The sequence below is a fragment of the Marinobacter salsuginis genome, assembly GCF_009617755.1.
In the GTDB taxonomy this organism is placed as follows: Bacteria; Pseudomonadota; Gammaproteobacteria; order Pseudomonadales; family Oleiphilaceae; genus Marinobacter; species Marinobacter salsuginis.
This window is the reverse complement of record NZ_BGZH01000001.1, coordinates 2,135,363-2,149,552: the sequence shown is the minus strand read 5'-3', so window position 1 is coordinate 2,149,552 and position 14,190 is coordinate 2,135,363. Positions and strand designations below refer to the sequence as shown.

Genomic DNA, 14,190 nt, shown 5'->3' with positions numbered 1-14,190 from the left:
GTGTGCCTGTCAGCTATTGATTGGCCTTTCAGGCCATTTATTTCGTCAGTGGAGTCATGGGGGAACGGGCCGGTAGCCGCCATAATCGTTGAAACTGCGCGCTCTGCGACATAACAAGAACAGAATAAGACGAGGAACCCCCATGCGAGCCTCCGTTTCAACGGCACAGGACCTGGGCATGCCGGCCATTTATCTGCATCTCTTGGCCGAACTGCTGAATACCATCGGCGTTGATGAACAGGACCTTCTGCTTCGGGTCGGACTCGACCCGGCCCGCCTGCAATCCACCGATCTGCGGGTCAGTCAGACCCAGGCCAGCGAATTTGTTACCCGGGCCATCATCGAAAGCGGCGAACCGGGGCTCGGGATCATGCTGGCACGGGAACTGAAGTTGCCACTGCACGGCGCCCTGGGTACGGCGGTCATGAGCAGCCGGACCCTTGGCGACGCCATGGAGCTGATGACCCGGTACCTGACACTGCGGGTACCCCATCTTCAGGTCTGCAAACGGGAAACCGGAAAACTGGCCTGGTACATTGTCAGTTGTGACATCGATCTCGGCCCCCTGCACGGATTTATCATGGACGCCATGCTGTTCGGATGCGTTTCCATGGGCGCACAACTGACTGGCTCGGTGGTTGATGGGTTGCGAATTGTGCGCCGGGGCGCGGAGCCGGCGTATTTCCATCGGTTCCGACCACAGATCCCGGTACCCGTAGAGTTTGGTGCCACTGAGAATGCCCTGGTGATCCCCACCGCGCGCCTGGACCTGCCCGTGCGCTTTACCGACGATCAACTGGCCGCCTCATCCAAAGCCCAGTGCGAGGAGGCCCTGCGGCAGCTGACCGAAGATGCCGGATTTGCCTGCCGGGTTCGGCGGGTGATCGAAACCAGCCACCCCTTCCCCCCGAAACTGGCCAGGGTTGCGGGCACCTTGTTCGTCTCCGAAAGGACGCTCAAACGCCGGCTGCAGGAGGAAGAAGCCAGCTTCCAGCAGCTGGTGGACCAGGTTCGGCTGGAGCGGGCACAGGATCTGCTCCGCAGCACCGGCATGAATCTGAGCCAGATTGCAGATGCCCTGGGCTACGCCGATGCGGCGAACTTCACCCGCGCCTTCAAGCGCTGGACTGGGGCCAGCCCCAGCCACTACCGAAGCGCGCCCACTCGCTCCGCCTCGACGCCCGCGGAGCGGTCACTGGCCACCGGGTGATCAGTCGATCCCGATAATCTTGTGCATCTGCAGGGTGAGACGCCACTGGGGGTGAGCAAGACAGTAATCGGTAGCACGGCGGGTGTTGCTTTGCTTGATCTCATCCACCGCCGTTTCCGGCATTGAAGGTGAGGCCATCGGCGACAGGAAATAATGGCTCGCGCGAATGCCTAGAAATCGCTCCGGCATCGCCAGGGGCTGCGGATAAACCAGCTTCAGCTCGTCACAGGCCTCGATAACCACAGGGGCATCGGCCTTGGGGCTGACGCAGAGCCAGTCAATGCCTTCCGGGGCTGGCAGGGTACCATTGGTCTCTACTCCGACCTCGAACCCTTCCCGATGAAATGCCTCAATCAGGGGAGCATCCAGCTGCAGCAGGGGCTCGCCACCGGTGCAGACCACGTAGGGCTTACCGGGTGCGTCCGGCCAGAGATTCCGTATGTGACGGGCAAGGGCTTCCGCTGTCTCAAAGCGGCCGCCATTCTGGCCATCCGTTCCCACAAAATCGGTATCACAGAAATTGCAGACCGCACCGGCACGGTCTTTCTCGCGTCCGGTCCAGAGATTGCACTTGCTGAAACGGCAGAACACAGCAGCACGGCCCGCCTGGGCACCTTCGCCCTGAAGGGTGTAAAAGGCTTCCTTTACCCGGTACATCAGCTGGCGTCCTCGTAGTCCAGAGGATCATCCACACCATTGGCGGCAAACGCTTCCAGCCGCTCAACGCACGACCCACAACGACCACAGGCCTGTTCACGGCCGTTGTAACAGGTCCAGGTCTGGGAATAATCCAGGCCCAGACGGAGACCTTCGGACAGAATCTGGCCCTTGTCCATGGCCATGAAGGGCGCCTCAATGGCCACCGGTTCGTAGTTGGCAACCCGGCAGACCGCGTCCATTTTTTCGACGAATTCCGGGCGACAGTCGGGGTAGATGGCATGGTCGCCACCGTGAGCGCCGTACCACACAGCACCGGCTCCCGCCGTCACGGCGTAACCGGTTGCGAGCGACAGGAGGATCATATTGCGATTCGGCACCACCGTCGCTTTCATGCTGTCTTCCTCATAGTGACCTTCCGGTACATCGAGATCCGAGGTCAGCGATGAACCGGCCATCACCTCACTCATGGCGCGGATGTCGATCACTTTGTGGGGAATACCCAGCGACTCACACACCGAACGCGCGCACTCCAGCTCCCGGACGTGACGCTGCCCGTAGTTGAACGACAGCGCATGAACCTGATGCCCACGTTCCCTGGCCAGATGCAGCAGAGTGTAGGAGTCCATGCCTCCGGAATAGATTACAACCACGGTGTCTGTCATTCGGGCTCCCCGTATGGTGCGATTGGGTTTGGGCTGGTTTACTGTCGCGCCCGTTGCCTGTTGCTGTCATCGGGCTTTTACAATGAATGGACATATTGTAACAGTGCAGGCACAGGTTGGGTTCGCGTCTCGGTTGCGGGGCGGGTAAACTCAGCGAAAAACAACTCATCAGCTACACTGACTCCATGACCACTATCCAGCCGGCATTCATCGATTTCGAGGCATCCAGCCTTGATCTGATCGCGAGCTACCCCATTGAGGTGGGGATCTGCATGCCAGACGGCACCCTTCATAGCTGGCTGATCTGCCCCCATGTCCTCTGGCAGGACTGGTCGGAAAGCGCTGAGCAGATTCACGGGATTACCCGCCAGACTCTGGAAGCGGACGGCATTGCCGTCGGTGAGGTGGCCAGGGCGCTCAATGAGCTGTTGCCGGCGCAGGTTTTTTGCGATGCCTGGACGTTCGACAGCTTCTGGCTGCACCGGTTGTTCAGGGCTGCCCGCATCACTCCGGCATTTCAACTGGAGTCGATTTCAGCCCTGTTGGATACCCAACAGGTACGCCAGTGGTCGGCGATTCGCCAGCAGGTGATTACCGAACTTGGCCTGCCAGTGCACCGGGCGGCAAATGACGCCCTGATCCTTCACAAAACCTGGGAACGGATTGCCCGCGACCATGAAGCCATGGTGCCGTTAACGGGTCAAAGCCGCCAGGCCTGAAGCGGTTTCAGGCGATCAGTGCCTGACGTGGCGGACCCGCAATGCGATGACTTCAAGACCGTCCCGAAGGGTATTCAGCGTCCAGTAGGTAACCAGCGCCATCAGCGCGGCCCCTGTTACTGTAAACACCAGATTCTCACCCACAACCTGCTCCTTGGCGGCGAACAGGTAAAGGCCCAGGGCAACAATCAGGGCGAGCTCGATCAATGCGTGCGAACGGAATTTTCTACTGGCAGATCCGGCGTCGTCGGACATTTTGCTAGGTTTCAACCTCTGTCTTTGTCTGGCAATGAATTAAAAGATAGTGTGCAAATTATCGCCAGAACAGAGAAGAACATCTGTACGAAGTAGTGGCTACGAAGATTCCACTACCCCAAAAAAAAACGCAGCCATAAAGGCTGCGTAGAAAGGAGAGATCCATTGACTGCCTGGCGCGGCAGGCAGTCAGGATTGCACAACGTAAAACACGTGACGCTGCGAATTATGGCAAGCGCTCCTGGCGCCGTCTGTAGGGGTTTGCCGAAGAGTAAGACCTATTGCAAACCGTCCGTTAGCCTATACACTGGTAGTCGAACCGAAACATAAGAGCCGGTATGACCAGAATGATTCCACAGTTTATTGCTTACCCAGCAGCAGGTTGCCATGCAGTGCAGTCTGTTCGCGCCATGGTGAAAGACATCTAACGGCTTTCGGTCAGTCCCGGGAGCCTTCGTAGCGACCGGGTCAGATTCTCCGCGAAACCCCGGTTGCTTCAGGCGCCGGGGTTTTTGTTTTTGCAGCCGCAAAACGACAAGGAGAACATCATGAAAAGACATCCGACAACTCGCGCAGCAAACCAGCCCATGAACAATCGTCAGGGCCCGATCAAGCGCCCGGAAAAGCTGCCGCTGCTGGATGCAATTTGTAAAAAACTGAATCAGCGCGTCAACCTGGACGACGAACAGCGGGTGCTGGGTGTTTACGAGCGGGGCTGGATCTTCAAAGGCGTTCTGGGCAACCTGAACGACGCAGAGGCACGGTACGTGAGAGCGTTGGCTACCCGCTACAATTCCTGGATTGCAAAGCAGGTCGCCTGATTCCTCTCCTGCAGGTCTGAACCGGTCAGTGGCGCCGGTTCAGACCCTGCATCATTGCCATGTCGCCACCGTGAACCATGGCGTAGTTATTCACCACATCGTGGATCTTTTCCTGGGAATAGGGCTTGACCACGTACCCGTTAGCGCCGGCACTGATCGCCCGTTGAATACTCTCTATGGAATCGTCCGCCGTCACCAGCACAATGTGCTGCTCTTCGCGGGCATCCTTGAACTCCAGCATCAGCTCGTGGCCGTCGCCATCCGGCAGGCCCAGATCCAGCAGGATAATCTGAAACTCCCCAGCCTTGAAGGCGGCCCTGGCTGACGCCGCATCGACACACTCGATCACCTTGGTTGCGCCTGCCTTGTAGAGCATATCCACCAGCCGCTCGCGCATCACCGGCTCATCTTCCACTACCAGTACTCTCAGATCCGTCATGGGGGTTGCTCCTGTCAAGCTGTCGGGTCGTTGCCGGTGCGCCGGGGCAGATCCAGTGGCGCCGGGCGAGGTTTACCCATTTCTCTGTCGCCAGACCAGGCCGAGTTCTCGTCATTTAAGGTTCTCGCCTCTTCCATGCCAAATCGTGTGAGGATGTTGCTGATGCTCACCGCCGTTGTATACAGAGAAATGGCAATAATCAGAAGGATCGGCTGAACAAAGGTCACGAAAGCGGGCACCTCTGCGCTCCCCAGTATACTCAATATCAGGATGATTGCCGGGCCCAGCACCACAAACAGGGTCAGCGCGATGAAGAAAACGATCCGCTCCTTGTAACGCCCGAGATCCCGATTGGTCACCAACCCGAGGACGAACTTGCCGATAGCAAGGCCCGCGAGAATGGCGGCGGCTATACTCAGGTCCGGTCGAAGCAGGGTTTCATACAGCCGGCCTTCCCACAGCCTTTGCATGCCAATGATCAGAAACGGAAACAGCACAAACAGGATGTCTGCGTAGGTTCCGTACATCATGCTCAGGGAATGGTGTTCTCTGCGTTCCGGCAATTCACTCATCGGGTTCTTCCTGTTGGTTGTTCTCGACACACATCAGCCCGGGGCCTGTGCCGCAGTAAGGGCACGATCTATCATTTCACCGAGCCCCCGGAGTTCGCTGCGAACCCGGTCCCAGTCCGGTTCGGTGACTTTCACCAGGTCTTCCAATACACCCGCCTGTCGGGTCATCAGCGGGTAGCCCATGGCCCCCGCCGTGCCCTTGATCTGGTGGGCTTCGGTTTTCATTGCGTCCCGATCCGCTGTCGCCAGGGCGTCTTCCATCCGCGCCCGGCGTGCGGCCAGGCCGTCAAGAAACTGTGCAACCAGATGGGCAATTTCGTCATCCTCGCTGGCTTCCGCGGCGGCAACCGCACCAGCACCAAGCAATCGATCCAGCAGGGACGTCAGGTGGGACTGATCAATGGGTTTGTTCAACACCCCGTCACAACCGGCATCGAGCAGGGCATCGGTTTCCTGCTGATCACCAGCCGTAAAGGCAATCACCGGCCGCCGGAACCCGGCCTGGCGCAGCAACCTGGTTGCAGCGACACCATCCATCCCGGGCATGTGACGGTCCATCAGAACCAGATGGACAGTATCGGACAGCGCCGTCCGGACCGCTTCGTCGCCAGTGGTAACCGACAGCACATCCAGACCCGCGCGGCGTAGCATGCGCTCCACCAGCTGCCGGTTCTCGGTATTGTCTTCGGCAACCAGCACCTTGCCCTGATAGCGTGGCGCGGGGCTCTCGACAAACTCCTGGGCAACGGAGAGATACCGGGCCAGGGCTTCATAGAACCGCTGCTTGTCGATGGGCTTGGCCAGATGCTCATTGCAGCCCGCCAGCCGATAATCGGCAATATCTTCAGACATCACATTCGCGGTCAGGGCAATCACCGGCGTATTCACCCCGGCCTCCCGGAGGGCCGCCGTGGCATCGCGGCCGTTCATCACCGGCATCTGGATATCCATCAAGATCAGATCAAAAGGCTCGCGAATGGCAAGCTCCAGGGCTTCAGCGCCATTACTTACATGCACCAGCTCCGCGCCGGTTCGCGACACCAGCAGGGACACAAGACGCCGGTTCACGTCGTTGTCTTCAGCGCACAGGATTCGCCCGGACAGTCTCGGAGCGACCACCATGGGTATGGCCCTGCGGCGCTGGCTCAACTCAGACGCATCGCGCAGGAAATGCACCGAATCCAGTGGTCCGGTCCGGATCGACAGCTCAAACTCACTGCCCTCGCCATAGGTACTGTTAACCCGGATACTGCCGCCGAGCATTTCCGCGAGACGCCTTGAGATACTGAGCCCGAGACCGGTACCGCCATACTGTCTGGAAATGGCAGCGCTACCCTGGGCAAACGGATCGAAGAGCCTTCCCAGTTGTTCCGGCTTCATGCCAATGCCGGTATCCACCACCCTGGCCACCAGCAGTTCCTGCTCGCGATCGCAGCGGACCACCAGGGAGATGGAACCCTTATCGGTAAATTTCAGGGCATTACCACACAGGTTGATGATGATCTGGCGCAGCCTGGTGGGGTCGGTGAGGACCTGTTCCGGCAAGGGGTACTCGCAGATAATACTGAAATCCAGCCCCTTTTCCCGGGCCCGGGGGGCGAAAAAGGCGCGGATTTCATCGAGGAGTTCCGGCAGATTGACCGAGACGATATCCACATCCAGTTTGTTGGCGTCGATCTTCGAATGGTCGAGGATGTCGTTGACCAGGTCCAGCAGATGACGACCACTGCGCACCACGGTCTCTGCGCTGCTCCGTTTCTCCGGATCACTGAGGTCCGGATCAAGCAGGGTTTCACCGTAACCAATGATCGCCGCCAGCGGTGTGCGTATCTCATGGCTCATATTCGCCAGGAACTGACTCTTGGCCTCGGCCGAGTTTCGGGCCAGCTCCTTTTCGAGCCGCTCCTGCTCGCGCTCCCTCTCGATTCGCTGCCGGTTGTGACTCTCCGTAGCATCAATGCAGGTGCCTTCCAGGTGGGTTGGATCGCCGTCGCTGTCATAAACCGTATGGAGAGAGATGGTGGCCCAGCGCTCGTCGCCGTCCCGGGTCAGGTATCGGGCCTCTATGCCCTTGACTGTCCCCCGGGCCTCCAGCTGTTCGATCACCAGCCGCCGGAGGCGGTCATCGGCGATGCAGGTTTCCAGCACGTCCGGATTCCGCTTGAGCAGTTCGCGGCTGCTGTTGTAGCCCAGCAGGCGCGCCATGGCCGGATTGGCAGTAACAAATCGCCGGTCCGGAGACATCTGGAAGACACCCTCGATTGCATTGTCGAACAACGATTGGTAGCGCTGAAGATTCGACAACGCCCGCTGGCTCCAGCCCAGCGCCTCGCCCTGAACCTGTTTGATCCGGTCGGCCAGGGCAAACGAGAACAGGATAATCTGTGCGGTCAGACCGAACTGGGGCGAGTAGGCAGTGAAGGTGTTCAACGGCAAGATACCCATCACCGTCAGGGCGTAGATACCGAAACCCACCAGTGCCAGTGTCCAGGCAAAGAAGTAGGAACGGGCCGCCGGGTTGTAATAACGCCAGGACAGGTAACTGACCACAATCAGGATCAGACTCAGCAGCACGGAACCAACCACTATCCATTCCATGGCCACGTGGTAGGGCAGGAACAGGGACAGCACAAAGGTCGCAACCACCGAATAAAGACAGAGGCGGATCACCTGGTCCAGGTCGGCAGACCGCTCCCGGGTCTCCAGCAGTGACCGTGCCATCAACAGGCCCCAGAACCAGGTCAGGATGATCTGGAAGTGCAGGAACTGCTTGTCGAACAGGGCGGGGCGGCTATCCAGCAACTGGATACCGTGGACCTGTTCGGTGAAGATAAAGGTGGTCGCGAATATCAGATAGAGCACGTAATAGATATTGCTTCGCTCACGCACCGAAACCGCGACGAAAAGGTTGTAGGCGAGAATGGCGAGCACCGCACCGAGCAGGATGCCCCGAACCAGCTCATCCACAGAGACTTTTTCAATATAGCTGTCCGGGTGCCAAAGACTGATTGGTAAACGGAAGGTGTTGGTGTTAACCACCCGAAGATAGACGTGGCTCAGCGAATCGGGTGCCAGGGAAAGTCGGAATGTGGGATTGGGCACCGCCAGGTCCCGTTCCCGCCAGTTGTCCTCGTAACCGGCCTGGCGTTGCTCGACCAGGGCACCATCACGAACCATGAACAGGGCGACTTCATCCACCAATGGCAGGGCAAGCTCCAGGATCCAGCCGTTCTGGTCCAGGCTTCCGGCAGAACGCAGGTCGAGGCGCACCCAGTATGCCGACTCGGTGTAGCCCAGGTTCAAAACCCCACCTTCGTGGCGGGTAAAGGCACCCGATTCGAGTTGGCGCACCTCCTCAAGTGAGAGCGACTGCCCGGGATCCTCCAGGTACCAGATACAGCCGCCCAGATCGCGGATGCTCTCGACACCTTCATCAAGGACAATCTCGCCATCACGGCAGGGCACGGCTGCACTGGCCGGGGACGGCATCATCGCCGTGGCCAGAAGCAGCAGGGCCACCATAAAAGACGTCACCGCTGGGAGCGCCAATTCAAGCCATTGCCGCAAAATGTGATCTCCGCGAGGGTAGATACCTGTTTTTTGTTTTACTGTCAGTAACCGCGCCGGGCAATACCGTCCTGGTGACTCACTTTAGCCGTTTACACCGTTTTCCGCACCCCGGGGCCTTCTGAAATGAGACATTCCTGCATTTTCGCCGCTGTTTCCATGACCACGCTTGCCCTGGCTGGCTGCGGACTTGAGGATACCGGCCCTTCCGCGTTCAATCCGGCCACCAATGTCTACCTGACCTTCTCGAGTTTCGACCTCCAGAACACCGAGGTGGCCCCGGACAACCTGAGTTACACGCGTTTCTGGGACTTTTACCGGGGCATCCAGCCCGCAGCAGAAGACTCCGACGACCTGGCGACCACCAGCGAAATACGTGGTCACATCGAGATTTTTACCCGCGCGACGGCAACCGACTCCGGCACCAGCTATGACAGCGTGCGTAATCCACTGGACCTGATGAACCAGGTGCTCGCCTCAGGCGAAGTCACCAACTTCCAGGAGGGCAAGCGGTACATCAGCCAGCGCATTGCCGATGATGCCGCAGGCACCTACAACACCCGGGGCAACGGTGCCCAGATCCGGTTCACAGACCAGTCGGCGGTGATTGCCGATCTGCCGCTGAACGATCAACTCTGGATCTATCCCACCCTGGACTGGCGCTACCTGCCGGATGGCCCGGAGGGGTCGGATCTCGACAACAAGGTGTATCGCACAATCCAGTACGTCAGCCGGAGCGTGGCGGAAGACGAACAGGCGGCCCAGCCGGAACTGGTCAGTGTGCTGGCAGGAAGCCGGTTTGATGCCAACAGTTTCATGACGCTGGGCTACAGTCCAACCGAGTTCGCCACGGCCGACTTCCTGAGCCGGAATCACGGCAGCATTGAATTGCGCCAGGATTTCATTGACGAAAACACCGACACGCTGTTTATCAAGAACGACGATGCCGAAGTCATCGCGCTGGACCGCTATCCGGGATACACGCGGGAGGACAACCATCCCGACTGCCTGAGGATCGAGCTGGACTACAACATGGAGCAGGTGAGAATTTTTGCCTCGGATGGCGAGCCCGCCCGCATTGACGATCCCGATTCAACAGACGAGCAGGACACCATTGCCAATCCGGACAATTGCACCTATCAGGAAGACGCGGACGCGATTACCAGCTGGACAACGGTGCCTGTCGCCGGGCGCTAGCGGGCGCCCCCGTCCCTGAGATCCCAGTTTTGCAGGAAACCTTTCTTGCGGTCGATCATACGTTCATAGGTGGAAATCATGATGGCCGCGTGGGGCGCTTTGACCAGACGGAGGGTTTCAATCCGGCGTTCGAGCCGTTCGACTTCCGAGCGCACCTGCTGATGCACGTGATGACGGACACTGTCGTGGTGGTCCAGTTTAACCTCGCGGGAGGCTTGCTGGTGGCTGGGGGGTGCGGGCTTGTCCATTCGGCTTCTCGTCCATTGAGTCGTGAAAGATCCTTATCCCATCACGCAAGTTTGCACAACTGTCTGACAGAGTGCAATTAAAATGAATAGAGTTTCATTTTTGTTTTCTGTCGTGATGGTCTTCCTGTCATTCACACGACCGAAGCCCTGCTATAGTTCCCTGTAGATACAACATTGCCCACCGACAGGAGCTCTCATGACCCAGACATCCGTGGCGGACACCCTCCGTGAATATCTGTCGCTGCTGGAACTTCTGGACGACGCCTACTGGGAAGCCAGCAGCATTCACCACAAGGACATGCTGTACGACATCATCAGCATCTTCAGCCAGGAAGTGGCCGAGATAAACAAGCTCAGCATCCAGGACCACCACTACCCCTATGAGGTCATTACCGAGGGCATCCGCAGGGTCGTACCGAAACTGGAGCGACTCGATGAAAACCGCGAGGACGTGATCCAGCGCACCCAGACTCTGACCGATTTCCGCGACATCCTGTCGTCAGTTCTGGGCATCCTGGAAGCCCAGCTCCGGACCCTCTGAACGAAACGACTCAGGCGGCGATCAACGGCCGCCGGTGTTCCGGTATCAGCGGGAAGCGGTTACCCACGGTATAAACGAACTTCGCGAGCGCCGGCAGATGGTGGCCGACAATCGGGATACCCGTGTTGAGGAGGCTGACCGAAATATCACGGGCAGCGTCTGCCCAGCACAGCTTGTTGATCAGACCTACGTGCCCAAAGGCAAACCGGCTATTCTGGCCCCAGAGCCCCACCGGATTGCCACCAAGCATCATGCCGGCACTGAAACGCATGGGCACCATCATGGTACGGTCGATCTGCAGGGAACCGAACTGCTGGATGGCCCGGCGAATGGTGATTTCGCTGCAGATTCTCCGGCCGTTCCAGAGCCCCCCGTTCAGCATCATCTGGAAGAACCGACTCATTTCCTCTGCCGTCCCGCACAGGTTTCCCGCCGGAATCACCGCTTCCTGGAACCGTGGATCGTTGGTTACCTGCGCCACTGTGCGGATATCGCCGCCGAGTGCACGGTTGACCACCCAGGAGACCGGGAACCGGGGCGTTGGACCCGTGGCGTAGTTGGATGCCAGATCATTCAGGTGCTCGGGCGTAATGCCGTAGGTAAACCACTTCATGCCCATGGGCCGACGCAGGTGTTTGTCGAGATAATGCTCGATGGTATCGCCGGTCACGCGTTCCAGTACCCGCTGAAGTACGAAGCCGCCGGTGATCGCGTGATAGGCCACCTTGGCGCCATCAACCTCCACCGGTCGCGCGGCACAAAGCAGGCGCCAGATTTCGTCGTTGTCCCAGAGCACATCTATCGGCGTTTCCCGCGGAATGGCGGGAATGCCACCACGGTGGGAAAGAATCTGGTGAACGGTGATCGTCCGTTTCCCGTTCACCCCGAACTCCGGGCAGTAGTAGGACACCGGATCCATCAGGTTCACCAGCCCCTGCTCGGCCAGCATATGCATCAGCAGCGCGGTAACTGCTTTGGAGGCAGAGAAGTAGCAGATCGGGGTATCGGTGGTCATCGGGACTTTGACCGCATCTCGCGGATCATGAGGGCCGTTACCACTGGCATGGCCGATGGCCCGGTGCAGGACATGTTCGCCCCTGTGACGAATGGAGATCTGAATCCCCGGATGGACGCCGGTCCGGTAAAGGCTCTGGACGCTGCGCCACAGGGCATCGACGGTTTCCTGGCTGACGCCTGCAGCAGCCGGGTTTTCACCAGCGGCGTCCCGGAAGGTGACGGTTTCAAGGTCCTCGGGAATCTGGCTGGTGTGGAGGGCACGGCGGGCAAGTCGGTTCATTTTTTTCAAACCTTTTTCAGTAACTTGTTGTTTTTCTATCTTCAGAGAAACCGACCCGTTGTACATTGGCCGGGACGCAATCGGGCGGACGTCAGCACCTCCATCTTATCCGGAACAAAGGTCTCATTATTGATTATGGACCCGGTCGTGCAGGTGCGCCATGGCAACGCAATTGCGACCGCGTTCCTTGGCCAGATACATGGCCGTGTCGGCCGCGGCACAGAGCGCGGAGGCAGTCTGTCCGTGATCGGGATAGACCGCAATGCCGACGCTGATGGTCAGGGGCACCGTCTGGCCATTCCCAAGCGGCTGCGGCTCGTCGGCCACTTTTCGACGGAGCCGCTCGGCCGTCTCACGGGCCTCTTCAAGATCCATCTCCGGCAAGACGATAACGAACTCTTCACCGCCGAACCGGCCGATGGTGTCGACGCTGCGCACGCTCCCCAACAACAGGCGGCTGATGGACCGGAGAACCGAATCCCCGGCGGCATGGCCAAAGGTGTCGTTCACATCCTTGAAATGGTCAAAATCAACCCAGAGCACGGCCATGGGTCTCTGATAACGCCTGGCCCGCTCCAGTTCCTCCTCCAGAACCCTGGACATTTCGCGGCGGTTGAACAAGCCGGTCAACGGATCCCGGGTGGCCAGTTCCTCCAGCTCATTTTCAAGGGTCTTGCGATCTGAGATGTCCAGCACGATACCCTCGAGCACAACCGAGCCATCTTCCTCCTCGACACCGCGGCCACGCTCCCAGACCCAGATGCGGCTGCCATCCTGGCGGGTAAGGGCATATTCCAACGAGAAGGATTCGTCCTTGTCCAGCGCCGCCTGGACCTCAGTCATAATCCGCTCATTGTCCTCACCATCCATCAGGCTCGCATAACTGGCCACCCGGTTATTGATCAGGTCTTCCGGCTCATAACCAGTGAGGCGGGCACACCCCTGAGAAACAAACAACATGGTCCAATGGGGATCATACCGGCACCGGTATGCCATGCCGGGGAGGTTATCCATCAGGACCTGTAGCTGACGCTCTCGCTTGCGCAGGGCCTGGCGCTGATTGTGCTGCAGAGTAAGCAGGGCACGGTCCTTGGTAAGCTGACGCAAAAGGACCACAAACAGCACAAGCCCCGTGGTCAGGACAAAGAGGAAACCCTTCCAGGTCTGAACCAGGGACAGGGTTTGAGGGTCGGGGAACCAGGCCTCAGCAGCAGTATCGGAAAAAGCAATCCATGCAAAGCCGGCAATCAGATAGACCAGCGCAGCCCACCCAGCTCGCCGCAGGGGTGTCCGGTTTTCGTTCAATCTTGTCATTCCTTGAGAGTCTGGCCGCTGAGGTACCATGAACACACAGCCATGGGGGTTTGAACATTTATAATGTACGAAAAATAGTCACAACAGAACGTTAAGTCGAGTGACAAATGTCATGCTCGGTAAAATCGTGCGCTGCCCCCCGGACCCTGGCAGTTGTTGCAGTGCCGCTTAGCTGCTTTAATTCCCGATCTCTGTCCCCCATAGAGGAGTCGAGCATGACGCCAGGCATTAACGCGGCGCGCAAGGCGGCAGTGCCCCACACGATTCATGAATATGAACACGATCCGGCCAGCGAGAGTTATGGCATCGAGGCGGCCGAGAAAACCGGTGTGGACCCGGCTCGGGTGTTCAAGACGCTCGTTGTGGCTATCGACGGCAAGGAACTGGTGGTGGGCATCGTGCCGGTGACCGCCATGCTCAACATGAAACTGATTGCCCGGGCAGCGCGCGGAAAGAAAGCCGCCATGGCTGAAAAAGAAGCGGTTGAACGTACTACCGGCTATGTTCTGGGTGGCGTGAGCCCACTGGGGCAGAAGAAGAAGCTGAAAACCTTTATCGACGACTCAGCCCTGGAGTTCGACACGATTTATGTCAGCGCCGGGCGCCGGGGCCTGGAAATTGAGCTTGCACCCCGGGATCTGGCCACATTGGTGAACGGCGGTTTTTTCCCACTCCACCAGGAGTAAGC

The 14,190-nt window shown here is 58.8% G+C and carries 15 protein-coding genes; 6 read left to right on the top strand and 9 right to left on the bottom strand.

Annotated elements, in window-relative coordinates; genetic code table 11:
• Positions 1 to 142 precede the first annotated feature (142 nt).
• Complete coding sequence (locus tag GJU83_RS09735) at positions 143 to 1,210, top strand: AraC family transcriptional regulator (RefSeq protein WP_069182502.1); 1,068 nt, start codon at positions 143 to 145, stop codon at positions 1,208 to 1,210.
• Here GJU83_RS09735 and queE read toward each other — a convergent pair whose 3' ends face one another.
• Both queE and queC read right to left on the bottom strand, forming a co-directional pair.
• Positions 1,211 to 1,867, bottom strand: a complete 657-nt coding sequence (gene queE / locus GJU83_RS09730) for a 7-carboxy-7-deazaguanine synthase (RefSeq protein ID WP_069182501.1) — start codon at positions 1,865 to 1,867, stop codon at positions 1,211 to 1,213.
• Complete coding sequence (gene queC, locus GJU83_RS09725) at positions 1,867 to 2,532, bottom strand: 7-cyano-7-deazaguanine synthase QueC (protein ID WP_069182500.1); 666 nt, start codon at positions 2,530 to 2,532, stop codon at positions 1,867 to 1,869. The genes queE and queC overlap by 1 nt, the downstream gene beginning before the upstream one ends.
• A 185-nt stretch (positions 2,533 to 2,717) precedes the next feature.
• Between queC and GJU83_RS09720 the strand changes: the two genes are divergently transcribed.
• The gene (locus GJU83_RS09720; RefSeq protein WP_069182834.1) at positions 2,718 to 3,251 is read left to right on the top strand and encodes a 3'-5' exonuclease; all 534 of its coding nucleotides are present in this window, start codon (positions 2,718 to 2,720) and stop codon (positions 3,249 to 3,251) included.
• Between the two features lie 15 nt (positions 3,252 to 3,266).
• On the opposite strand, the gene GJU83_RS09715 is transcribed toward GJU83_RS09720, so the two are convergent.
• Positions 3,267 to 3,521, bottom strand: coding sequence for a hypothetical protein (locus GJU83_RS09715; protein WP_227514442.1), 255 nt, complete (start codon positions 3,519 to 3,521; stop codon positions 3,267 to 3,269).
• A 533-nt stretch (positions 3,522 to 4,054) separates the two neighbouring features.
• Here GJU83_RS09715 and GJU83_RS09710 point away from each other — a divergent pair.
• Entirely contained in the window at positions 4,055 to 4,327 is a 273-nt protein-coding gene (locus tag GJU83_RS09710) for a hypothetical protein (RefSeq protein WP_069182498.1), read from the top strand.
• A gap of 25 nt (positions 4,328 to 4,352) precedes the next feature.
• Here GJU83_RS09710 and GJU83_RS09705 read toward each other — a convergent pair whose 3' ends face one another.
• The 3 genes from GJU83_RS09705 to GJU83_RS09695 are packed head-to-tail and all read right to left on the bottom strand — an operon-like array spanning position 4,353 to position 8,860.
• Positions 4,353 to 4,766 (bottom strand): response regulator, encoded by a 414-nt coding sequence (locus GJU83_RS09705; protein ID WP_069182497.1) that lies wholly within the window; start codon positions 4,764 to 4,766, stop codon positions 4,353 to 4,355.
• Between the two features lie 14 nt (positions 4,767 to 4,780).
• A complete protein-coding gene (locus tag GJU83_RS09700; protein ID WP_153634194.1) occupies positions 4,781 to 5,338 on the bottom strand; it encodes a hypothetical protein in 558 nt (185 codons plus the stop codon).
• 33 nt (positions 5,339 to 5,371) lie between these two features.
• Entirely contained in the window at positions 5,372 to 8,860 is a 3,489-nt protein-coding gene (locus tag GJU83_RS09695; protein WP_228715166.1) for a hybrid sensor histidine kinase/response regulator family protein, read from the bottom strand.
• Positions 8,861 to 9,031: 171 nt separating this feature from the next.
• Here GJU83_RS09695 and GJU83_RS09690 point away from each other — a divergent pair, with 171 nt between their 5' ends.
• The gene (locus GJU83_RS09690; protein ID WP_153634192.1) at positions 9,032 to 10,102 is read left to right on the top strand and encodes a hypothetical protein; all 1,071 of its coding nucleotides are present in this window, start codon (positions 9,032 to 9,034) and stop codon (positions 10,100 to 10,102) included.
• Here the strand turns inward: GJU83_RS09690 and GJU83_RS09685 are convergent.
• Entirely contained in the window at positions 10,099 to 10,350 is a 252-nt protein-coding gene (locus tag GJU83_RS09685; RefSeq protein ID WP_069182493.1) for a hypothetical protein, read from the bottom strand. The genes GJU83_RS09690 and GJU83_RS09685 overlap by 4 nt on opposite strands.
• A 196-nt stretch (positions 10,351 to 10,546) precedes the next feature.
• On the opposite strand from GJU83_RS09685, the gene GJU83_RS09680 reads away from it, so the two are divergent.
• Positions 10,547 to 10,891, top strand: coding sequence for a hypothetical protein (locus GJU83_RS09680; RefSeq protein WP_008176786.1), 345 nt, complete (start codon positions 10,547 to 10,549; stop codon positions 10,889 to 10,891).
• Positions 10,892 to 10,901: 10 nt separating this feature from the next.
• On the opposite strand, the gene GJU83_RS09675 is transcribed toward GJU83_RS09680, so the two are convergent.
• Together GJU83_RS09675 and GJU83_RS09670 are read right to left on the bottom strand one after the other, a co-directional pair.
• On the bottom strand, positions 10,902 to 12,188 hold the full coding sequence (locus GJU83_RS09675) for a serine hydrolase domain-containing protein (RefSeq protein WP_153634191.1): 1,287 nt from the start codon (positions 12,186 to 12,188) through the stop codon (positions 10,902 to 10,904).
• Between the two features lie 126 nt (positions 12,189 to 12,314).
• Positions 12,315 to 13,502 carry a sensor domain-containing diguanylate cyclase gene (locus GJU83_RS09670; protein ID WP_228715165.1) on the bottom strand — a complete coding sequence of 396 codons (1,188 nt, stop codon included), beginning with the start codon at positions 13,500 to 13,502 and terminating at the stop codon, positions 12,315 to 12,317.
• 215 nt (positions 13,503 to 13,717) lie between these two features.
• On the opposite strand from GJU83_RS09670, the gene ybaK reads away from it, so the two are divergent.
• Positions 13,718 to 14,188, top strand: coding sequence for a Cys-tRNA(Pro) deacylase (gene ybaK / locus GJU83_RS09665; protein ID WP_153634189.1), 471 nt, complete (start codon positions 13,718 to 13,720; stop codon positions 14,186 to 14,188).
• The last annotated feature ends 2 nt before the right edge of the window (positions 14,189 to 14,190 follow it).